This is a genomic window from Streptomyces sp. Tek67B01 (assembly GCF_055231995.1).
Map to the genome: position 1 here is coordinate 3739059 of NZ_JBUYUY010000001.1, position 15958 is coordinate 3755016.

The following is a 15958-nucleotide window of genomic DNA, read 5'->3' on the forward strand; positions in this document are numbered from 1 at the left end:
GCGCGCTATGCGCACCGCCGCGACCCACCCGTGGTACCAGGACGAGAGGAACGAGAGGCTCACAGACCGGCCGCCCGCCCCGAGAGCAGCGAGTCGGCCCCGCTGCGCAGCGTCTCGTCGACGACGCTGCCGTCGCGCAGGAACACGACCCGGTCGGCCCAGGCGGCGAAGCGTGGCTCGTGCGTGACCAGGATTCCGGCCGCCCCGGCGTCGCAACGCGAACGCAGCAGCGCGAGGACGGACTCCCCGGTCTCGGAGTCGAGGGCGCCGGTGGGTTCGTCTGCCAGGACCAGGCGGCGGTCGCCGACCAGGGCGCGGGCGATGGCGACGCGCTGCTGCTGACCGCCGGACATCTCGTCGGGGAAGCGGTCGGCGAGCTGACCGAGGTTCATCTCCTCCAGCGCCGCCAGGGCGCAGGCCCGCGCCTTGCGCGCCGAGACGCCGTCCAGTTCGCGGGGCAGCGCCACGTTCTCGGCCGCGGTGAGGGCGGGGATCAGGTTGTAGTCCTGGAAGACGTAACCGATGCTTCGGCGGCGCAGCGCGGCCAGTTGCCTGCGGCTCGCGGTGGTGAGGTCGGTGCCTTCGACGACGACGCGTCCGGAGCTGGGGGTGTCGAGTCCCCCGGCGAGGGTGAGCAGCGTGGACTTGCCGGAGCCGGAGGGGCCCATGACGGCGACGAGTTCGCCGGGATGGACGGCCAGGTCGATTCCGCGCAGGGCGTGTACCTCGGTGGCGCCACTGCCGTGCGTACGGACGAGTTTCTCCAGTTGGAGTACGGGGCGCTGCGTGTGCTGGTCGGGCATGTGGGGTCCCCCCTGGGACGGTGGTTCAGCGCCGCCGCATGCGTACGGTGCGGGGCGGGTCGGTGGTCGCTGCGGCGCCGGGGCCGCTCGCGGGGGTGGTGACCGGCGAGGCGCCGGCCGCGGTGTGGCTCGCGGGTGGGGGAGCGGGCGCTTCGGCTGCCGGGCCTGCCGCGTGGGCGAGCCGGACGAGCCGTGTCTCGCAGTGGTCGAGCCAGCGAGCTTCGGCCTCGGTCTGGAAGATCAGCTGTTCGAGGACGAGCAGCCAGGCCAAGTCGTCGCGTTCCTGTGTCCTGCCGCTCTCGATCGCGGTGAGGGCCTGGGCCTTGAGCCGTGTGTAGTCCTGCATCGCCTGGATGGTGGCGTGCCGCTGCGACTGGATGACCGCGCGGATGTCGACGCCCGGAGCGCCGACGGCCATGGCGAGCTTGATCGAGAGCTCGTCGCGCGGCGGGTTGGTGCGGTCGACGGGGCGCTCGTACCAGGCGTGCAGTTCGGCGCGTCCGGTGTCGGTGATGGCGTAGAGCGTGTGGCCGGCCGGGTCCTCGCCGCCGGGGGCGACGAGACCGTCGCGCTCCAGGCGGGCGAGGGTCGTGTAGACCTGCCCGACGTTGAGCGGCCAGGTGGAGCCGGTGCGGGATTCGAACTCGGTACGCAGCTGAGAGCCGTACCGAGGACCCCTTTCGAGCAGGGCGAGGAGGCCGTGGCGGATGGACATACTCAGTATGTATACCGAGTATGTGCCGCGCCGCAACCATCCGGGGTCGTATGTCACGAGGGGGACGCGGCGCCTCGGGACGCCCCCGGCCGCGACTTCGGCGGCAAGCTCCGGCAGGGTTCGGCAGGGTTCGGCAGGGTTCGGCAGGGTCCGACGGGCTCGGCAGGGTCAGGCCGGAGGCCCCCGGGGTCAGGGCCCCCGGCGCAGGCGCACGCCGATGAACCCCAGGCCCAGCCCCATCAGGGCGAGCCCGGTTCCCAAGGGCAGCATGTGGGCGGCGAGGTCGGCGGCCCGGTCGTTCGACCCGTTGTCGAGCGCGCTGACTCCGGCGCCCGTACTCGGCTCGCCGCTGGGGGCGCGGCTCGCCGCTCCGGAAGCCGCCCCGGACGGAATGTTGGAAGGCGCCCCGGTCGGCCGGCCGTTCGGCCGGCCGGTCGCAGGGCCCGCCGGAAGGTCGGTCGGAGGGCCTGTCGCAGTGCCCGTCGGCGCAGTGCCGGGAGGAGCTACGGGCGGTCGCTGCGGACGCACGGGTCGCCGCGGCCCGGAGGCCACCATCGCCTCGGGGTCGGCCGGCTCGCCGACGGGCCGACCGGGCCGCTCCCGCCCGACGCCCGCCGCACTGCCGGCCAGCTCCTCGTGAGCCTCTTGGGGTACGTCGGCCTCCGCGTCGGCGCTCGCGGAGGCGATCGGGACCCGCGCGGCGGCGGAACCCGGGCCCTGCGCGGGCGCGACGCCCAGAACCGCGACGGCGGCCAGCGCGGCCCAGGCCGCCCACACCGGCGCGCGGAGACGTTGGGTCACCGGGAAGCCCCTCCCGTCCGAGCGGCGCGGGCGGCGCGAGCGCGCGGGACGGAAGTCGCTCGGGCCTGTACAGGGCTCACATTCGCACGGGGGGACAAAAGCGGCATCCCGGGCCGCCCATCAGGGTGGCACGGGATGCCGGAGCGCCGCGGCGGCGGCCCGCGTCAGCGCGGCCGCCGCACCCGCCTACTGCGGATCGCCGGTGGACACGGTCAGCGTGTACTCCTGGTCCTTCGTCACCCCGGTCCCGGCGGGCGGGAATTGCGCCAGCACGGTGTCCTGCCCGAAGACCGCCTCGTCCTTGTTCTCGATCTTGTACTTGCCTCCCGCGGCCTGGATGCAGAGCTTCACCGAGCCGAGGTTCTTGTAGGTGAAGTCGGGGGCCGACACCTTCGAGGCGTCCCTGAAGTCCTTGGACGGGTTCTTGCACTTCTCCGCGTCCATCGTGCGCGAGGTGTCCGGACCCTTGTGTCTCGCCTTCGCGGCGCCCGACGCCGCTGCGGAGGCCGAAGCGGAGGTGTCCCCGCCGTCCTTCGCCTCGTTGTTGTTGTCACCGCCCGAGCTGAGGGCCGCGATCAGACCGCCGATCGCCAGCAGCGCCACCACGATCGCACCGATGATCACCGGCGTGTTCGACTTCGGCGCCGCGGCCTGCGAGCCCCCACCGCCCGGATTCGGCGAGATGGTGAACGGGGGCGGGGTCTGCGGGGCGTACTGGTGCTGCGCGTGCTGGGGGGCCGGAGTGTGCTGCTGGGGCGGGTACGCGTAACCGCCCTGCGCCGGGGCGTGCGGCGCGTACGGGGACGGCGTCTGGTACGGCTGCTGCACGGACTGCGGCGGCGTCTGGAAGGCGGAGTCCACCGGCGGGAACACGGCCGAACTCACCCCGGCGCCGCTGCCGCCCGTCGCCGTGCCCGGGACGATGACCGGCGCACCGGTCTGACCTGCCGCCAGGACCCGCGCGATCTCGTCCCCCATGGCCGCGGCCGTCGGGAAACGCTCGTTCGGGTTCTTCTTCAGGGCCCGCGCCACCAGCGCGTCCATCGCCGGGGTCACGGCACGGTTCACGGAGGACGGGGGGACCGGCTCCTCCTGGACGTGCGCGTACGCGATGGCCAGCGGCGAGTCCGCGTCGAAGGGCAGTCGACCGGTCAGCAGCTGGAACAGCATGATGCCGACCGAGTACAGGTCGGAGCGGGCGTCCACGGCCCGCCCCAGCGCCTGCTCGGGAGACAGGTACTGCGGAGTGCCCACGACCATGCCGGTCTGCGTCATCGAGGTGACCCCCGACTGCATGGCCCGCGCGATGCCGAAGTCCATGACCTTGACCACGCCGCGCTTGGTCATCATCACGTTGCCGGGCTTGATGTCGCGGTGCACCAGCCCCATCTCGTGGCTGGTCTCCAGCGCGGCCAGCACGTCGGCCGTCACCTTCAGCGCCCGGTCGGCCGGCATCGCGCCGTACTGCGCGACGTCCGCGTGGAGAACGGAGCCCAGCGGCTGCCCCTCCACGTACTCCATCACGATGTACGGCATGGGGGCGCCGTCGTCCGCGGCGGCCCCGCCGAACGTCACCGTGCCCTCACCGGTGTCGAATACCGAGACGATGTTGGTGTGCGACAGTTTCGCTACAGCCTGCGCCTCGCGGCGGAAACGTTCCCGGAAGGAAGCTTCCCGGCCCAATTCGCTGTGCAGGGTCTTGATGGCCACCTGTCGATCGAGCGCCGAGTCGTAGGCGAGATAGACGGACGCCATGCCGCCTTCGCCCAGCAAGTCCCTTAGCTGGTAACGGCCACCGGCCAGGGAACCGCCTGCGTACCGGCCCCGTGTGCCGTCCTGGCTCATGACTGTTGCTTCCCCTCGGGCTGTGTCCGAACGCGTCTGGCAGAGCGCATGTCGCGCCCAGTCTGCCGGAGGGTAAGCACCAGTCAAGCCAGGTGCCCGTTCCGTGACCGGGAGGCCACGGGGCGCCATTGCCCGAACGGCGACCTGTTCCGAGGCTGTAGCGTTCGTCGGAGCATGCGAAGAGGACCCACAGAAGTTACGGACGAGAGAGACGACGGCGAGGACTGATGGCACCCGAACCCGACGGAACCGGCGCCGGGATGGCCGAGGATCCTGAGCATTGGGGCGCAGGCGGCCTGGTGGGCGACGGCCGCTACCGCCTCACCCACCGCCTGGGCCGTGGCGGCATGGCGGAGGTGTTCGCCGCCGAGGACGTCCGGCTGGGACGTACCGTCGCCGTGAAGCTGTTGCGCGCGGACCTCGCCGAGGACCCGGTCTCCAAGGCCCGCTTCACCCGCGAGGCACAGTCGGTCGCCGGGCTCAACCACCACGCCGTCGTCGCGGTCTACGACTCGGGCGAGGACCGGGTCGGCCCGAACGTCGTCCCGTACATCGTCATGGAACTGGTCGAGGGGCGCACGATCCGCGAGCTCCTGATCAGTGCCGAGGCCCCGGGGCCCGAGCAGGCCCTGATCATCGTCTCGGGCGTGCTGGAAGCGCTGGCGTACTCGCACCAGCACGGCATCGTGCACCGCGACATCAAGCCCGCGAACGTCATCATCACCAACACCGGCGCGGTGAAGGTGATGGACTTCGGCATCGCCCGCGCCCTGCACGGCGTGCAGTCGACGATGACCCAGACCGGCATGGTCATGGGCACCCCGCAGTACCTGTCGCCCGAACAGGCCCTCGGCAAGGCCGTGGACCACCGCTCGGACCTCTACGCCACCGGCTGCCTGCTCTACGAACTCCTCGCGCTGCGGCCCCCCTTCACCGGTGAGACGCCGCTGTCGGTGGTCTACCAGCACGTCCAGGACGCGCCGGTCCCGCCCTCGCAGCTGCCCGACGGGCACCACATCCCGCAGGAGCTCGACGGCCTGGTCATGCGCTCCTTGGCGAAGGACCCGGACGACCGGTTCCAGAGCGCCGAGGAGATGCGCGGGCTGGTGCAGTACGCGCTCCAGATGCTCCACGAGCAGGGGCCCAATTCCGGTACCTGGAACACCGGTCCGGTCACCATGGCGCTGCCGCACGGTCAGCCCGGCGCGAGTGCCCCGACGGCACAGATGCACGGGCCCGGCGGATCGCGTCCGCCGTACGGTCAGAACGCCACGACCTCGCAGTTCCAGCGGCCGATGGTGCCTCCGCTCAACCCGGACGACGGCTCGGCCTTCCCGGGCGGCGGCGGCAACGGGGGCCACGGCAACGGAGGCTACGGCAACGGCGGTTACGGCAACGGCGGCTACGACGACCGCCGCGGCAGCCGTTGGAAGATGTGGGTGTTCGCGGTGCTCGCGATCCTCGCGATCGCCGGCGGCGTGGCCTACGCGGTCAAGACGATGGGCGGTGGCGGCGGGGGACACGCGCCGTCCACCACCAACAGCGTTTCCCCGAAGCCCTCGCAGAGCTCCTCTTCCTCCTCGGACACCACGCCGTCCGCGCCGTCCTCGGACTCCTCGGAGTCGAGCGACGAGGAGACCTACAGGCCGCCGACGGGCCGCACCAAGTTCACGCCGAGCCCCAGCTCGACGCCGTCGACGGAGCCGACCACCTCGGAGAAGCCGACGACTTCGGTACCGCCGTCGGAGAAGCCGACCACGCCGGACAAACCGACGACGTCGACGAAGCCTTCCCTGCCGATCACCCTCGGCCCGGACAACGCCGAGTCGCAGTAGGAACGAGCAGGCGAACGGGCCCGGCGGGAATCCCTCCCGCCGGGCCCGGCCGTTTCCCCAGGGCCGCGCTCGCAGGCGGCTCGCACGCCACTGGCGTACGGCCCGTGCACGACCCGTGTGCCGGTGGTACGCGCTAGACGCGCCGCTCCGCTTGGAGGCGGGCCACGTAGGCCGCCGCCTGGGAGCGGCGCTCCATGCCCAGCTTCGCCAGCAGGCTGGAGACGTAGTTCTTGATGGTCTTCTCGGCCAGGTGCAGCCGCTCGCCGATGACCCGGTTCGTGAGTCCCTCGCCGATCAAGTCGAGGATCTTGCGCTCCTGTTCGGTCAGGTGCGCCAACCGGTCGTCACCCCGGCCCTTGTTGCCGTCGCGCAGCCGCTCCAGTACCCGGGCGGTGGCCACCGGGTCCAGCAGCGACTTGCCCGCCGCCACGTCCCGCACCGCGCTGAGCAGCTCGTTCCCGCGGATCGCCTTCAGTACGTACCCCGAGGCGCCCGCCATGATCGCGTCGAACAGGGCCTCGTCGTCCGCGAACGAGGTCAGCATCAGGCACTTGATGTCCTCGTCCTGCGAGCGCACCTCCCGGCAGACCTCCACCCCGCTGCCGTCCGGAAGCCGGACGTCGAGGACCGCGACATCGGGGCGGGTCGCCGGAATCCGCACCAGCGCGTCCGCGGCCGTACCCGCCTCGCCGACGATCTCGATGTCGTCCTCGACGGACAGCAACTCGTGTACACCGCGGCGCACCACTTCGTGGTCGTCCAGGAGGAATACCTTGATTTTACCGTTTTCGGGCACGGAGTCAGTTTCACACACTCACCCCTTCCCAGGCGCTGTTACCCGGGATAACGTGCCGTTGTTCCGGCCCCCTGCAAGGCTGTGACCAGTGGTTGTTCCCGCAACCGCCGATTTACTTGGATATCCAAGCAAAATCGCAGGTCAAACGGGGTTTCGCAGTTATGCGAGGCACTGGGTAACGTGCATTGCGCAGGGCACTCGCCGGGGCACCTGTCACGCCTGAATCCCGTACCTTCCTCGCACCCACCCCGTGCGCGGGTACGCATACAGGTGAGCCGCACTGGACCCCGGAGAACCCGGGTGCCGGACCGACGGAGGAGCACACGTGACCGTGGAGAGCACTGCCGCGCGCAAGCCGCGACGCAGCAGCGGCACCAAGCGGGCGGCCGGCGCCGATAGCGCCCGCAAGACCGCCGCTGCCACCGCACAGCCGCACGACGCCGAGCCTCAGCTCGTACAGCTGCTGACGCCCGAGGGAGAACGGGTCGAGAGCGCCGACAGCGCGCGGTTCGCCCCCTACGTCGCCGACATCACCACCGAGGACCTGCGCGGGCTCTACCGCGACATGGTCCTGACCCGCCGTTTCGACGGCGAGGCGACCGCCCTGCAGCGTCAGGGCGAGCTGGGCCTGTGGGCCTCGCTCCTCGGTCAGGAAGCCGCGCAGATCGGCTCCGGCCGGGCGCTGCGCGACGACGACTACGTCTTCCCCACCTACCGCGAGCACGGTGTGGCGTGGTGCCGCGGGGTCGACCCGACCAATCTGCTCGGCATGTTCCGCGGCGTGAACCACGGTGGCTGGGACCCGAACACCAACAACTTCCACCTGTACACGATCGTCATCGGCTCCCAGACGCTGCACGCGACCGGGTACGCGATGGGCGTGGCCAAGGACGGCGCGGACTCCGCGGTCATCGCCTATTTCGGTGATGGTGCGTCGAGCCAGGGTGACGTCGCCGAGGCGTTCACCTTCTCGGCGGTGTACAACTCCCCCGTCGTGTTCTTCTGCCAGAACAACCAGTGGGCGATCTCCGAGCCCACCGAGCGCCAGATGCGGGTGCCGCTCTACCAGCGGGCCCAGGGCTTCGGCTTCCCGGGCGTCCGCGTCGACGGCAACGACGTCCTGGCCTGCCTGGCGGTCACCCGCTGGGCGCTGGAGCGGGCGCGCAACGGCGAGGGCCCGACCCTGGTCGAGGCGTTCACCTACCGCATGGGCGCGCACACCACCTCCGACGACCCGACGAAGTACCGGCGCGACGAGGAGACTGCGGCCTGGGAGGCCAAGGACCCGATCCTGCGCCTGAAGGCCCACCTCTTGGCGACGGGCGGCGCCGACGAGGCGTTCTTCGCGCAGCTGGAGGAGGAGAGCGAGACGCTGGGCAAGCGGGTGCGCGAGGTCGTGCGCGCCATGCCCGACCCGGACACCATGGCGATCTTCGAGAACGTCTACGCGGACGGGCACGCGCTCGTCGACGAGGAGCGCGCCCAGTTCGCCGCCTACCTCGCGTCCTTCGAAGGCGGGGAGTGACCACCATGGCCGTACAGAAGCTGACCATCGCGAAGGCGCTCAACGACTCGCTGCGCAAGGCCCTGGAGACGGACCCCAAGGTCCTGATCATGGGCGAGGACGTCGGCAAGCTCGGCGGGGTCTTCCGCATCACCGACGGCCTGCAAAAGGACTTCGGCGAGGAGCGGGTCATCGACACCCCGCTCGCCGAGTCCGGCATCGTCGGCACGGCGATCGGCCTGGCCCTGCGCGGGTACCGCCCGGTCGTGGAGATCCAGTTCGACGGGTTCGTCTTCCCCGCCTACGACCAGATCGTCACCCAGCTGGCGAAGATGCACGCGCGCTCGCTCGGCAAGATCAAGATGCCGGTCGTCATCCGCATCCCCTACGCGGGCGGCATCGGCGCGGTCGAGCACCACAGCGAGTCCCCGGAGACGCTGTTCGCGCACGTCCCGGGCCTCAAGGTGGTCTCGCCGTCGAACGCGAGCGACGCGTACTGGATGCTCCAGCAGGCGATCCTCAGCGACGACCCGGTGATCTTCTTCGAGCCGAAGCGGCGCTACTGGGACAAGGGCGAGGTCGACGTCGAGGCGATCCCTGACGCTCTGCACGCCGCCCGGGTGGCGCGGTCCGGTACGGACCTCACGCTGGCCGCGTACGGTCCGATGGTGAAGGTCTGCCTGGAGGCGGCGGCCGCGGCCGCCGAGGAGGGCAAGTCGGTGGAGGTCGTCGACCTGCGGTCGATGTCCCCGATCGACTTCGACGGCCTGCAGGCCTCGGTCGAGCGCACCCGCCGGCTGGTGATCGTCCACGAGGCCCCGGTGTTCCTGGGCGTGGGTTCGGAGATCGCCGCCCGCATCACCGAGCGGTGCTTCTACCACCTGGAAGCCCCGGTGCTGCGCGTGGGCGGCTTCCACGCGCCGTACCCGCCGGCCCGCCTGGAAGACGAGTATCTGCCGGGCCTGGACAGGGTGCTCGACGCCGTCGACCGCTCGCTGGCGTACTGAGGAGCCACGTTCATGACCATCCGCGAATTCAAGATGCCCGACGTGGGCGAGGGCCTCACCGAGGCCGAGATCCTCAAGTGGTACGTCCAGCCGGGTGACACGGTCACCGACGGGCAGGTCGTCTGCGAGGTGGAGACGGCGAAGGCGGCCGTGGAGCTGCCGATCCCCTTCGACGGCACCGTGCACGCGCTCCTCTTCGAGGAGGGCACCACGGTCGACGTCGGCCAGGTGATCATCTCGGTGCGGACCGAGGGCGAGGCCGCCGAGGCCCCGGCCCAGGAGGTGGCCGCCCCGGCCGCCGCCCCGGCCGCCGGTGACGAGCCGGCCGCCGAGGCGCGTCAGCCCGTCCTGGTCGGCTACGGCGTGTCCACCGCCTCCACGAAGCGCCGGCCGCGCAAGGCCGTGGCGGCGGCTCCCGCCGCCCCGGCAGCCTCGGCGGCCCCCGCCGTCCCGGCCGTCCCCGCTGTCCCCGCGCAGAACGGGACGGCGGCGCTGAACGGCGGCACCGGGAACGGCAACGGCAACGGCACCGCCCTCGGGGTCACGGAGCGCCCGCTCGCCAAGCCGCCGGTCCGCAAGCTCGCCAAGGACCTCGGCATCGACCTGGCCACGGTGGTCCCCACCGGCGAGGGAGGCGTCGTGACCCGCGAGGACGTGCACGCCGCCGCGTCGGCCGCCCTCGCCCCGCAGGCCGCCGCGCCGGTCCAGGCCCCGGCCGCCCCGGCCGCCGCCCCGGCCCCGGCCACCGCGCAGGCACCGGCTCCGGCCGACGCGACGGCGCGCGAGACCCGCATCCCGGTCAAGGGCGTCCGCAAGATCACCGCCCAGGCGATGGTCGGCTCGGCCTTCACCGCCCCGCACGTCACCGAGTTCATCACGCTCGACGTGACGCGCACGATGAAGCTGGTCCAGCAGCTCAAGGAGGACCCGGACCTCGCCGGTCTGCGGGTCAACCCGCTGCTCCTGATCGCCAAGGCCGTCCTGGTGGCCATCCGCCGCAACCCGGACGTCAACGCGTCCTGGGACGAGGCGGCCCAGGAGATCGTGCTCAAGCACTACGTCAACCTCGGTATCGCGGCGGCCACCCCGCGCGGCCTGATCGTGCCGAACATCAAGGACGCCCACGCCAAGACGCTGCCCGAGCTCTCCGAGGCCCTGTCCTCGCTGGTCGCCACGGCCCGCGACGGCAAGACCTCCCCGGCCGACATGCAGAACGGCACGATCACCATCACCAACGTCGGTGTCTTCGGCGTCGACACCGGTACGCCCATCCTGAACCCCGGCGAGTCCGCGATCATCGCGGTCGGCGCGATCAAGCTCCAGCCGTGGGTCCACAAGGGCAAGGTCAAGCCGCGCCAGGTCACCACGCTGGCCCTGTCGTTCGACCACCGTCTGATCGACGGCGAGCTCGGCTCCCGCTTCCTGGCCGACATCGCGGCGGTCCTGGAACACCCCCGCCGCCTCATCACCTGGTCGTAACAGGACGTACGCGGCGCCGGTGGCCGGTCTCCCTCCGGGGAGCCCGGCCACCGGCCGTTGCGGCTCGGCGAAAACCCCTGGCCGGGGCCGCGCCCCTACCCGATCATCAGTCGGATGATCTTCCGCGCTGCGACCGCAGACCCCACGGACCTCGACGGGGCTCTCACGTATCCCGCGGACGGGCCCCTCGAAGCCCTCGCCGCCGACCGCGTCCGGGAGGAGGTGGCCGCGCGGCGGCTGCGCCCCGAGTGGATCTGGTTCGCCGAGGACGAGGCAGGCGAGGTCCTCGCCCGGGCCCTGTGGTGGGGCCGCGAGGACAGTGAGCGGCCCGTCGCGCTCGACTGCCTCCAGGTCCGGGCCGGCGTCGCCGACCCCGCGACCGTCGCCGCCGGACTGCTCACCGCCGGACACGCGGCGTTCGGGAACCTCCCCGTCTACAACATCTCGCTGCCCCGCGACTGGCGTGCCCGCCCCGACATAGCCGAGGCCGTCGCCTGGCGCCGGGAGGCGGCGTACAGGGCGGGGCTGTCCAGCGTGATCGAGCGCCTGCGCTACGAGTGGACCCTCCCCCGGCTACCGCTTGGGGCACCCCCGGCCGCCGGGACCGCGGGGCCCGCCGGACGGCTGGTGTTCCGCGAGGGAACGGACGAGGAGTTCGTAGAGGCGTTCGCCCGCGTCTCGGCGGGCAGCCTGGACGCGCACACCCGGACGGAGCTGCGCTCCATGGACGCGGAGCAACTGGCCCGGGAGGACGTCGAGTTCTACCGCGACTGTCCCGGTGAACGCTCCTGGTGGCGCCTGGCGGAGCTGCCGGACGGCACCCTCGCCGGCCTGGCCGTCCCCTCCGCGACCCCCTACCACCGCAACGTGGGCTACCTCGGGGTCGTACCGGAACAGCGCGGCAAGGGCCTGATCGACGAGATCCTCGCGGAGATCACCCGCTTCCACGCGGCCCAGGGCGCGCGCCGCGTCACGGCGACGACGGACGTCGTGAACGCCCCGATGGCCACCGCGTTCGACCGTGCCGGTTACGAGGTCACGGAGATCCGCCTGGTCCTGGAAGGGCCGTCACGGGCGTGAGCGCGGGGCGGTAGCCTCCGGGCCGGAGGAAGACCGCGGCAGACCGGAAGACCGCGGCAGACCGGAGGACCGGGGCAGACCGGAGGACCGGGGCGGGCCGGAGGACGGCCGGGCCGGTGGAAGGGGGGACGGATGCCGATCGCCGAGTTGCAGGTGTACTCCGTCGAGGAGGCCGACGTCACGGGCGGGGTGTGCGTCGTCCGCGTCGTCGGCGGGACCGCGCGGGCCGGCCAGGTCTACACCGCCGGGGCCTGAGGCTGGGTCTGGCCCGCATCGAGGCGTGGGGAGCGCCCCGGGACTTCCTGGACCCCCCGCACGCGGCGCGGGTCCACCTCACCGGGCCGATGGTCGCGCTCCTGTCCCGGGGGCAGGTGCTGACCTGCGTACCGCCCGCCGGGCACGCGCCGGCCGACCTGGAGACCTGGCCGGCCACCGATCCGCCGCTGTGCGAGGAACCGCACCCGGGGCCCCTGCGCGCCCTCGCCGTGGCCCGTATGCACGACGAGACGCTGCCCGACGCGGTGCGGCTGCGCTGGGGCCGGGTGGCACTGGCCGCGGTCGCCCGGGTGGAGCACCGGGACGCCGTGGAACGAGGGGTCGAGCGGGCGGCGGTACGGGGCTACCTCATCGAGCGGTTCGGGCCCGGCCCGGGCGGCGACCCCGCCGAGCTGTGTCGCGAGGTGCTGGCGCTGATCGACCTGACCCCGGCGCGGGCGGCGGTCGAGGCCCGGGTCTGGCGGGACCTCCCGCGGGAGCGCATCCTGCGCCTGCGCCGGATCAAGAACCTGCTCCCGTGGATGACCCTGGTCCGGGCCCACTTGACGGCCGACGACCCCCTCCGGGCGGCCGTCGACGCCTGGACGGCCCTCGCGCCGCGGCTTCCCTGAGCCGCGGCCCGGCGGTTTCTTGAGCCGGAGGCTCCCCCGAGCCGCGGCCTGGTGGCTTCTCAAGCCGGAGGCTCTCCCGAACCGCGGACCGGCCCGGCGTAGCCCGTGTCTCCCTAGCCGGCCCTGGCGGCGTTGCCCAGCACGTTCGTCGGGGTGATGCGCAGGACCACCCGGACGTTCTCGGCCGGCGCCTGCGCGTACTCCTTGCCGCCGCCCGGCCCCAGGTACTCCTCGGCGATCCGGACGGCGACCGCCCGCCCCGTGTCCTCGGTGACCGAGGCGGTGCCGCGGATCTCCGCGTAGAGGAACGGGTTGGTCAGGTCGAAGACGGTCAGGCCGACCCGCGCGTCGCGGACGATGTTCCGTTCCTTGCGGCGCCCCTGCTCGGTGGAGACCAGCAGTTCGTCCCCGTCACGCGTCACCCAGACCACCGAACTCTGCGGGCCGCCATCGGGGTTGAGCGTCGTCAGCACGGCCGGGTGCGGCGCGTCCAGGAGCTTGCGTACGGCGTCGTTCAACTCAACAGTCATACGGCGCAGGCTATTCGGGGGTGCGCGCCGGCACGCCGGGTTTCCGCGCCGTCGGTGCGATTAACCGAGGTCCGCCCCCTCAGCCCCAGGCGAGGTTGCGCCAGGGGCTCCCCGGGTCGCCGGTCAGCTCACGGTGCGCGGTCGCCATCTCCTGGTACCACGGCCCGAATTCCTCCTCGTCGAACTGCATGCAGCGCCCGAGGACGAACCCCGCCGAGAGCTCCTCCCAGGACCGGTAGGCGAGCCGACAGGCCTTCCCCGCCCGCACCACGGCGTCCTCGGCCTCGGCGAGCGTCCCGAAGCGGGCTCCGACACCCCAGCGGGCCATCTGGGAGGCCCGGCCGTAGTCCCAAGCCTCCACGGACCGCACGTGCTTGTCCTCGCCGAGCACCCCGTCCGCCCGGAAGCGCTGTTCGTAACGGGTGATGCGGCCGATGACCCGCTGGACGCCCGCGATCTCGCCCTCCACCTCGGCGGTCGGGCGCGGTTGCGCGACCGTCACCCCTTCGGGGGTCAGCCGGGGCTCGGCGGCCCGCTCGGCGTTGGCGCGCAAGGTCGCCTCCGTGGCGTGCCGCCAGTGCTCGATGTCCACGGGCCCGGCGAACTCCTGGGCGAGCGCCTGGCGCACCCGGAGCGCGAACTCCCATACGGGGCTGACCATGTCGGCCCGCAGCAGCCGCTCGACGGTGACGAGCCATTCCTCCCGGGTGGTGACGCCCCAGCTGTCACGGAGCTTGTCGCGCTCCTTGGTGTAGCCCCGCCCGTGGTGGGCCAGGGCGTTCCAGAACTCGCCCGTGCGCACGGACAGGTGCGCGCCGCAGGCCAGCCCGAAGGCGACGGGGCCGTGCAGGGGCCCGCCGACGTGCAGGGCGTGCACCTTGCCCTGCTCCAAGCCCACGTACCGGGGCCGGCGGCCGTCGTGGTGGGCCCAAGTGGCGCGGTGCGCGGGCGAGGCCGGCAGCAGGGTCTCGAAGGGGGTCCCCGGGTTGACCGCCAAGTACGCGGGCCCGTCGGGCGGATAGCTCTCGCAGAACCAACCGAGGTCGACGCTTTCGAAGACCAGGTCGGGGGAGGGTGCGGGCAGCATCCCCTTGGTGAAGACCACGTACGCGTCGGCGCGCGCCTGGGGCAGGTGGACCCGGCGGCGCCGTATTCGGGTGGGGTGGGCGTCCTGGAAGGACCGTTCCTGTGGAACGAAGAGGTCGGCGAGCGCGAGGGCGTCGAAGAACGCCGGCCAGTTCCCGGCGGTCTTGGCCTCTTCCAGCTCGTGTTCTACGGTGCTCGGCGCGGTCCACGTCCCCATGGGGAGACCCTATCCGGGCGTATCGGACGGCAGTCGGCGGGCGAGGCGACCCCGACGTCCAAGCGGATTCGTGACGCTGGGTGAGAGGGACGCGTCCGTATGGGTCGCGGCCGGGGGTGAAGGGATGTGAGCAGGTCAGGCGGTGCTTTAGCGCTGTTGCGCGGCGTGTCGGAGGCTGCGGAAGGGTTGCTCCGGTTGCGGTCGGTGACCGGCTGTCGGTCAGTGGTAGGGGGCACCTCCAAGGCCCCGCGTCATCGGAACCAGACGTTCACTGACATCTCTGAACAGGAGCGAGCCGTTGCACCGCATCACCCGCTACTCCATCCCCGCCGCCCTCTGCGTGACCCTGCTGACCGCCTCCCCCGGCATCGCGGCAGCCGTGTCCACGCCGGAGCGATCGGCCTTCGCCGCCTCGGAGCAGGCCGTTCCCGGCAGTGAGGCGCTGCTCGCGCAGGTCCAGTCGCTCGGCGCCGCCGCCGGAGTGCTCGAACCCGTCACCGACCTGGTCTCGGCGGTGCTGAAGTCGCCGAACGGGAAGGTTTCGGAGGCCGACCTGGCCGCCGTCAAGACGAAGCTGGAGCCCGCGTTCGCGGAGCTGCGGCAGAGCCTGCCCGCTTCGGCGGCGCCGCTGCCGGCTCCCGTACCGGCGAACCCGGTGCTCGCGAAGCCCGCCGCCGGGCCGATGGACCCGCCGGCCGACCCCGCGGCGAAGCCTCCGGTCGCCCAGCCCGCGAAGCCTCCGGTCGCGGAGCCGGCGAAGCCTCCGGTCGCCCAGCCTCCGGCGGCCCAGCCGGCGAAGCCCGCCGACCCGGCTGCGAAGCCTCCGGTGGCCCAGCCGGCCAAGCCTCCGGTCGCGGAGCCGGCGAAGCCTCCGGGGGCGCAGCCTCCGGTCGCCCAGCCGGCGAAGCCCGCGGACCCGGCTGCGAAGCCCGCGGACCCGGCCGCGAAGCCTCCGATGGCGCAGCCGGCGAAGCCCGCCGACCCGGCGGCCAAGCCTCCGGTCGCCCAGCCGGCCAAGCCGGCCGCCCCGGCCGTCATGCCCGCCGTCGCGCCCAAGGCCGCTCCCGTCGACAAGGCCGGCGCCGCCGTCGACAAGCTCAAGGCCTCGGTCGACGGCCTCATGAAGGTCGCCGCGACCGGTAGCGGCTCGGCCGACGCCAAGGCCAAGGCCGACACGGTCGTGACCGACCTCGGTGCGGTCCTGCTCGCCCTGATCAACGGTTCCGGTCAGCACAAGGCGCCCACCGCCTAAGCGGTACCCCGGTACCCACGAACCCCGCGTCCCCGGCGACCTTCTCGCGTCGGGGACGCGGCGGATCGCGGCCCCCACCCCCGCCGGGGCCCGCGAAACCGTACGACCCCCGTGCCACCGC

At 72.5% G+C, this 15958-nt stretch carries 15 protein-coding genes; 8 read left to right on the top strand and 7 right to left on the bottom strand.

Translation table 11 applies throughout. The features are described 5' to 3' along the window. Positions 1-59 precede the first annotated feature (59 nt). The 4 genes from ACV7NM_RS16835 to ACV7NM_RS16850 form a co-directional block, all read right to left on the bottom strand. Positions 60-803, bottom strand: a complete 744-nt coding sequence (locus tag ACV7NM_RS16835) for an ABC transporter ATP-binding protein (protein ID WP_463411036.1) — start codon at positions 801-803, stop codon at positions 60-62. A 25-nt stretch (positions 804-828) separates the two neighbouring features. Beyond that, positions 829-1518 (bottom strand): PadR family transcriptional regulator, encoded by a 690-nt coding sequence (locus ACV7NM_RS16840; protein ID WP_463411037.1) that lies wholly within the window; start codon positions 1516-1518, stop codon positions 829-831. Between the two features lie 189 nt (positions 1519-1707). After that, positions 1708-2319 carry a hypothetical protein gene (locus tag ACV7NM_RS16845; RefSeq protein WP_463411038.1) on the bottom strand — a complete coding sequence of 204 codons (612 nt, stop codon included), beginning with the start codon at positions 2317-2319 and terminating at the stop codon, positions 1708-1710. Positions 2320-2505: 186 nt separating this feature from the next. Further along, a complete protein-coding gene (locus tag ACV7NM_RS16850; RefSeq protein WP_463411039.1) occupies positions 2506-4164 on the bottom strand; it encodes a protein kinase domain-containing protein in 1659 nt (552 codons plus the stop codon). Between the two features lie 227 nt (positions 4165-4391). Between ACV7NM_RS16850 and ACV7NM_RS16855 the strand changes: the two genes are divergently transcribed. After that, positions 4392-5999 carry a protein kinase domain-containing protein gene (locus ACV7NM_RS16855; RefSeq protein ID WP_463411040.1) on the top strand — a complete coding sequence of 536 codons (1608 nt, stop codon included), beginning with the start codon at positions 4392-4394 and terminating at the stop codon, positions 5997-5999. 133 nt (positions 6000-6132) lie between these two features. On the opposite strand, the gene ACV7NM_RS16860 is transcribed toward ACV7NM_RS16855, so the two are convergent. Further along, positions 6133-6795 (bottom strand): response regulator, encoded by a 663-nt coding sequence (locus ACV7NM_RS16860; protein ID WP_463411041.1) that lies wholly within the window; start codon positions 6793-6795, stop codon positions 6133-6135. A gap of 325 nt (positions 6796-7120) precedes the next feature. Here ACV7NM_RS16860 and pdhA point away from each other — a divergent pair, with 325 nt between their 5' ends. The 6 genes from pdhA to ACV7NM_RS16890 all read left to right on the top strand — a co-directional run bounded on the left by pdhA (position 7121) and on the right by ACV7NM_RS16890 (position 12752). Beyond that, a complete protein-coding gene (gene pdhA / locus ACV7NM_RS16865; RefSeq protein WP_389661312.1) occupies positions 7121-8320 on the top strand; it encodes a pyruvate dehydrogenase (acetyl-transferring) E1 component subunit alpha in 1200 nt (399 codons plus the stop codon). A gap of 5 nt (positions 8321-8325) precedes the next feature. Next, on the top strand, positions 8326-9306 hold the full coding sequence (locus ACV7NM_RS16870; RefSeq protein ID WP_136210213.1) for an alpha-ketoacid dehydrogenase subunit beta: 981 nt from the start codon (positions 8326-8328) through the stop codon (positions 9304-9306). 12 nt (positions 9307-9318) lie between these two features. Continuing rightward, positions 9319-10785, top strand: a complete 1467-nt coding sequence (locus ACV7NM_RS16875) for a dihydrolipoamide acetyltransferase family protein (RefSeq protein WP_463411042.1) — start codon at positions 9319-9321, stop codon at positions 10783-10785. Between the two features lie 114 nt (positions 10786-10899). Beyond that, on the top strand, positions 10900-11865 hold the full coding sequence (locus ACV7NM_RS16880; RefSeq protein WP_463411043.1) for a GNAT family N-acetyltransferase: 966 nt from the start codon (positions 10900-10902) through the stop codon (positions 11863-11865). A gap of 132 nt (positions 11866-11997) precedes the next feature. Then, positions 11998-12120 (top strand): hypothetical protein, encoded by a 123-nt coding sequence (locus ACV7NM_RS16885; RefSeq protein WP_463411044.1) that lies wholly within the window; start codon positions 11998-12000, stop codon positions 12118-12120. An 89-nt stretch (positions 12121-12209) separates the two neighbouring features. After that, the gene (locus ACV7NM_RS16890; RefSeq protein ID WP_463411045.1) at positions 12210-12752 is read left to right on the top strand and encodes a hypothetical protein; all 543 of its coding nucleotides are present in this window, start codon (positions 12210-12212) and stop codon (positions 12750-12752) included. Between the two features lie 113 nt (positions 12753-12865). Here the strand turns inward: ACV7NM_RS16890 and ACV7NM_RS16895 are convergent, their stop codons facing one another. Then, a complete protein-coding gene (locus tag ACV7NM_RS16895; protein WP_463411046.1) occupies positions 12866-13282 on the bottom strand; it encodes a PPOX class F420-dependent oxidoreductase in 417 nt (138 codons plus the stop codon). A 79-nt stretch (positions 13283-13361) separates the two neighbouring features. Then, positions 13362-14585: a DUF1266 domain-containing protein gene (locus ACV7NM_RS16900; protein ID WP_463411047.1), complete on the bottom strand. Its 1224-nt coding sequence runs from the start codon at positions 14583-14585 to the stop codon at positions 13362-13364. 298 nt (positions 14586-14883) lie between these two features. Between ACV7NM_RS16900 and ACV7NM_RS16905 the strand changes: the two genes are divergently transcribed. Beyond that, entirely contained in the window at positions 14884-15837 is a 954-nt protein-coding gene (locus tag ACV7NM_RS16905) for a hypothetical protein (protein ID WP_463411048.1), read from the top strand. Positions 15838-15958 lie beyond the last annotated feature (121 nt).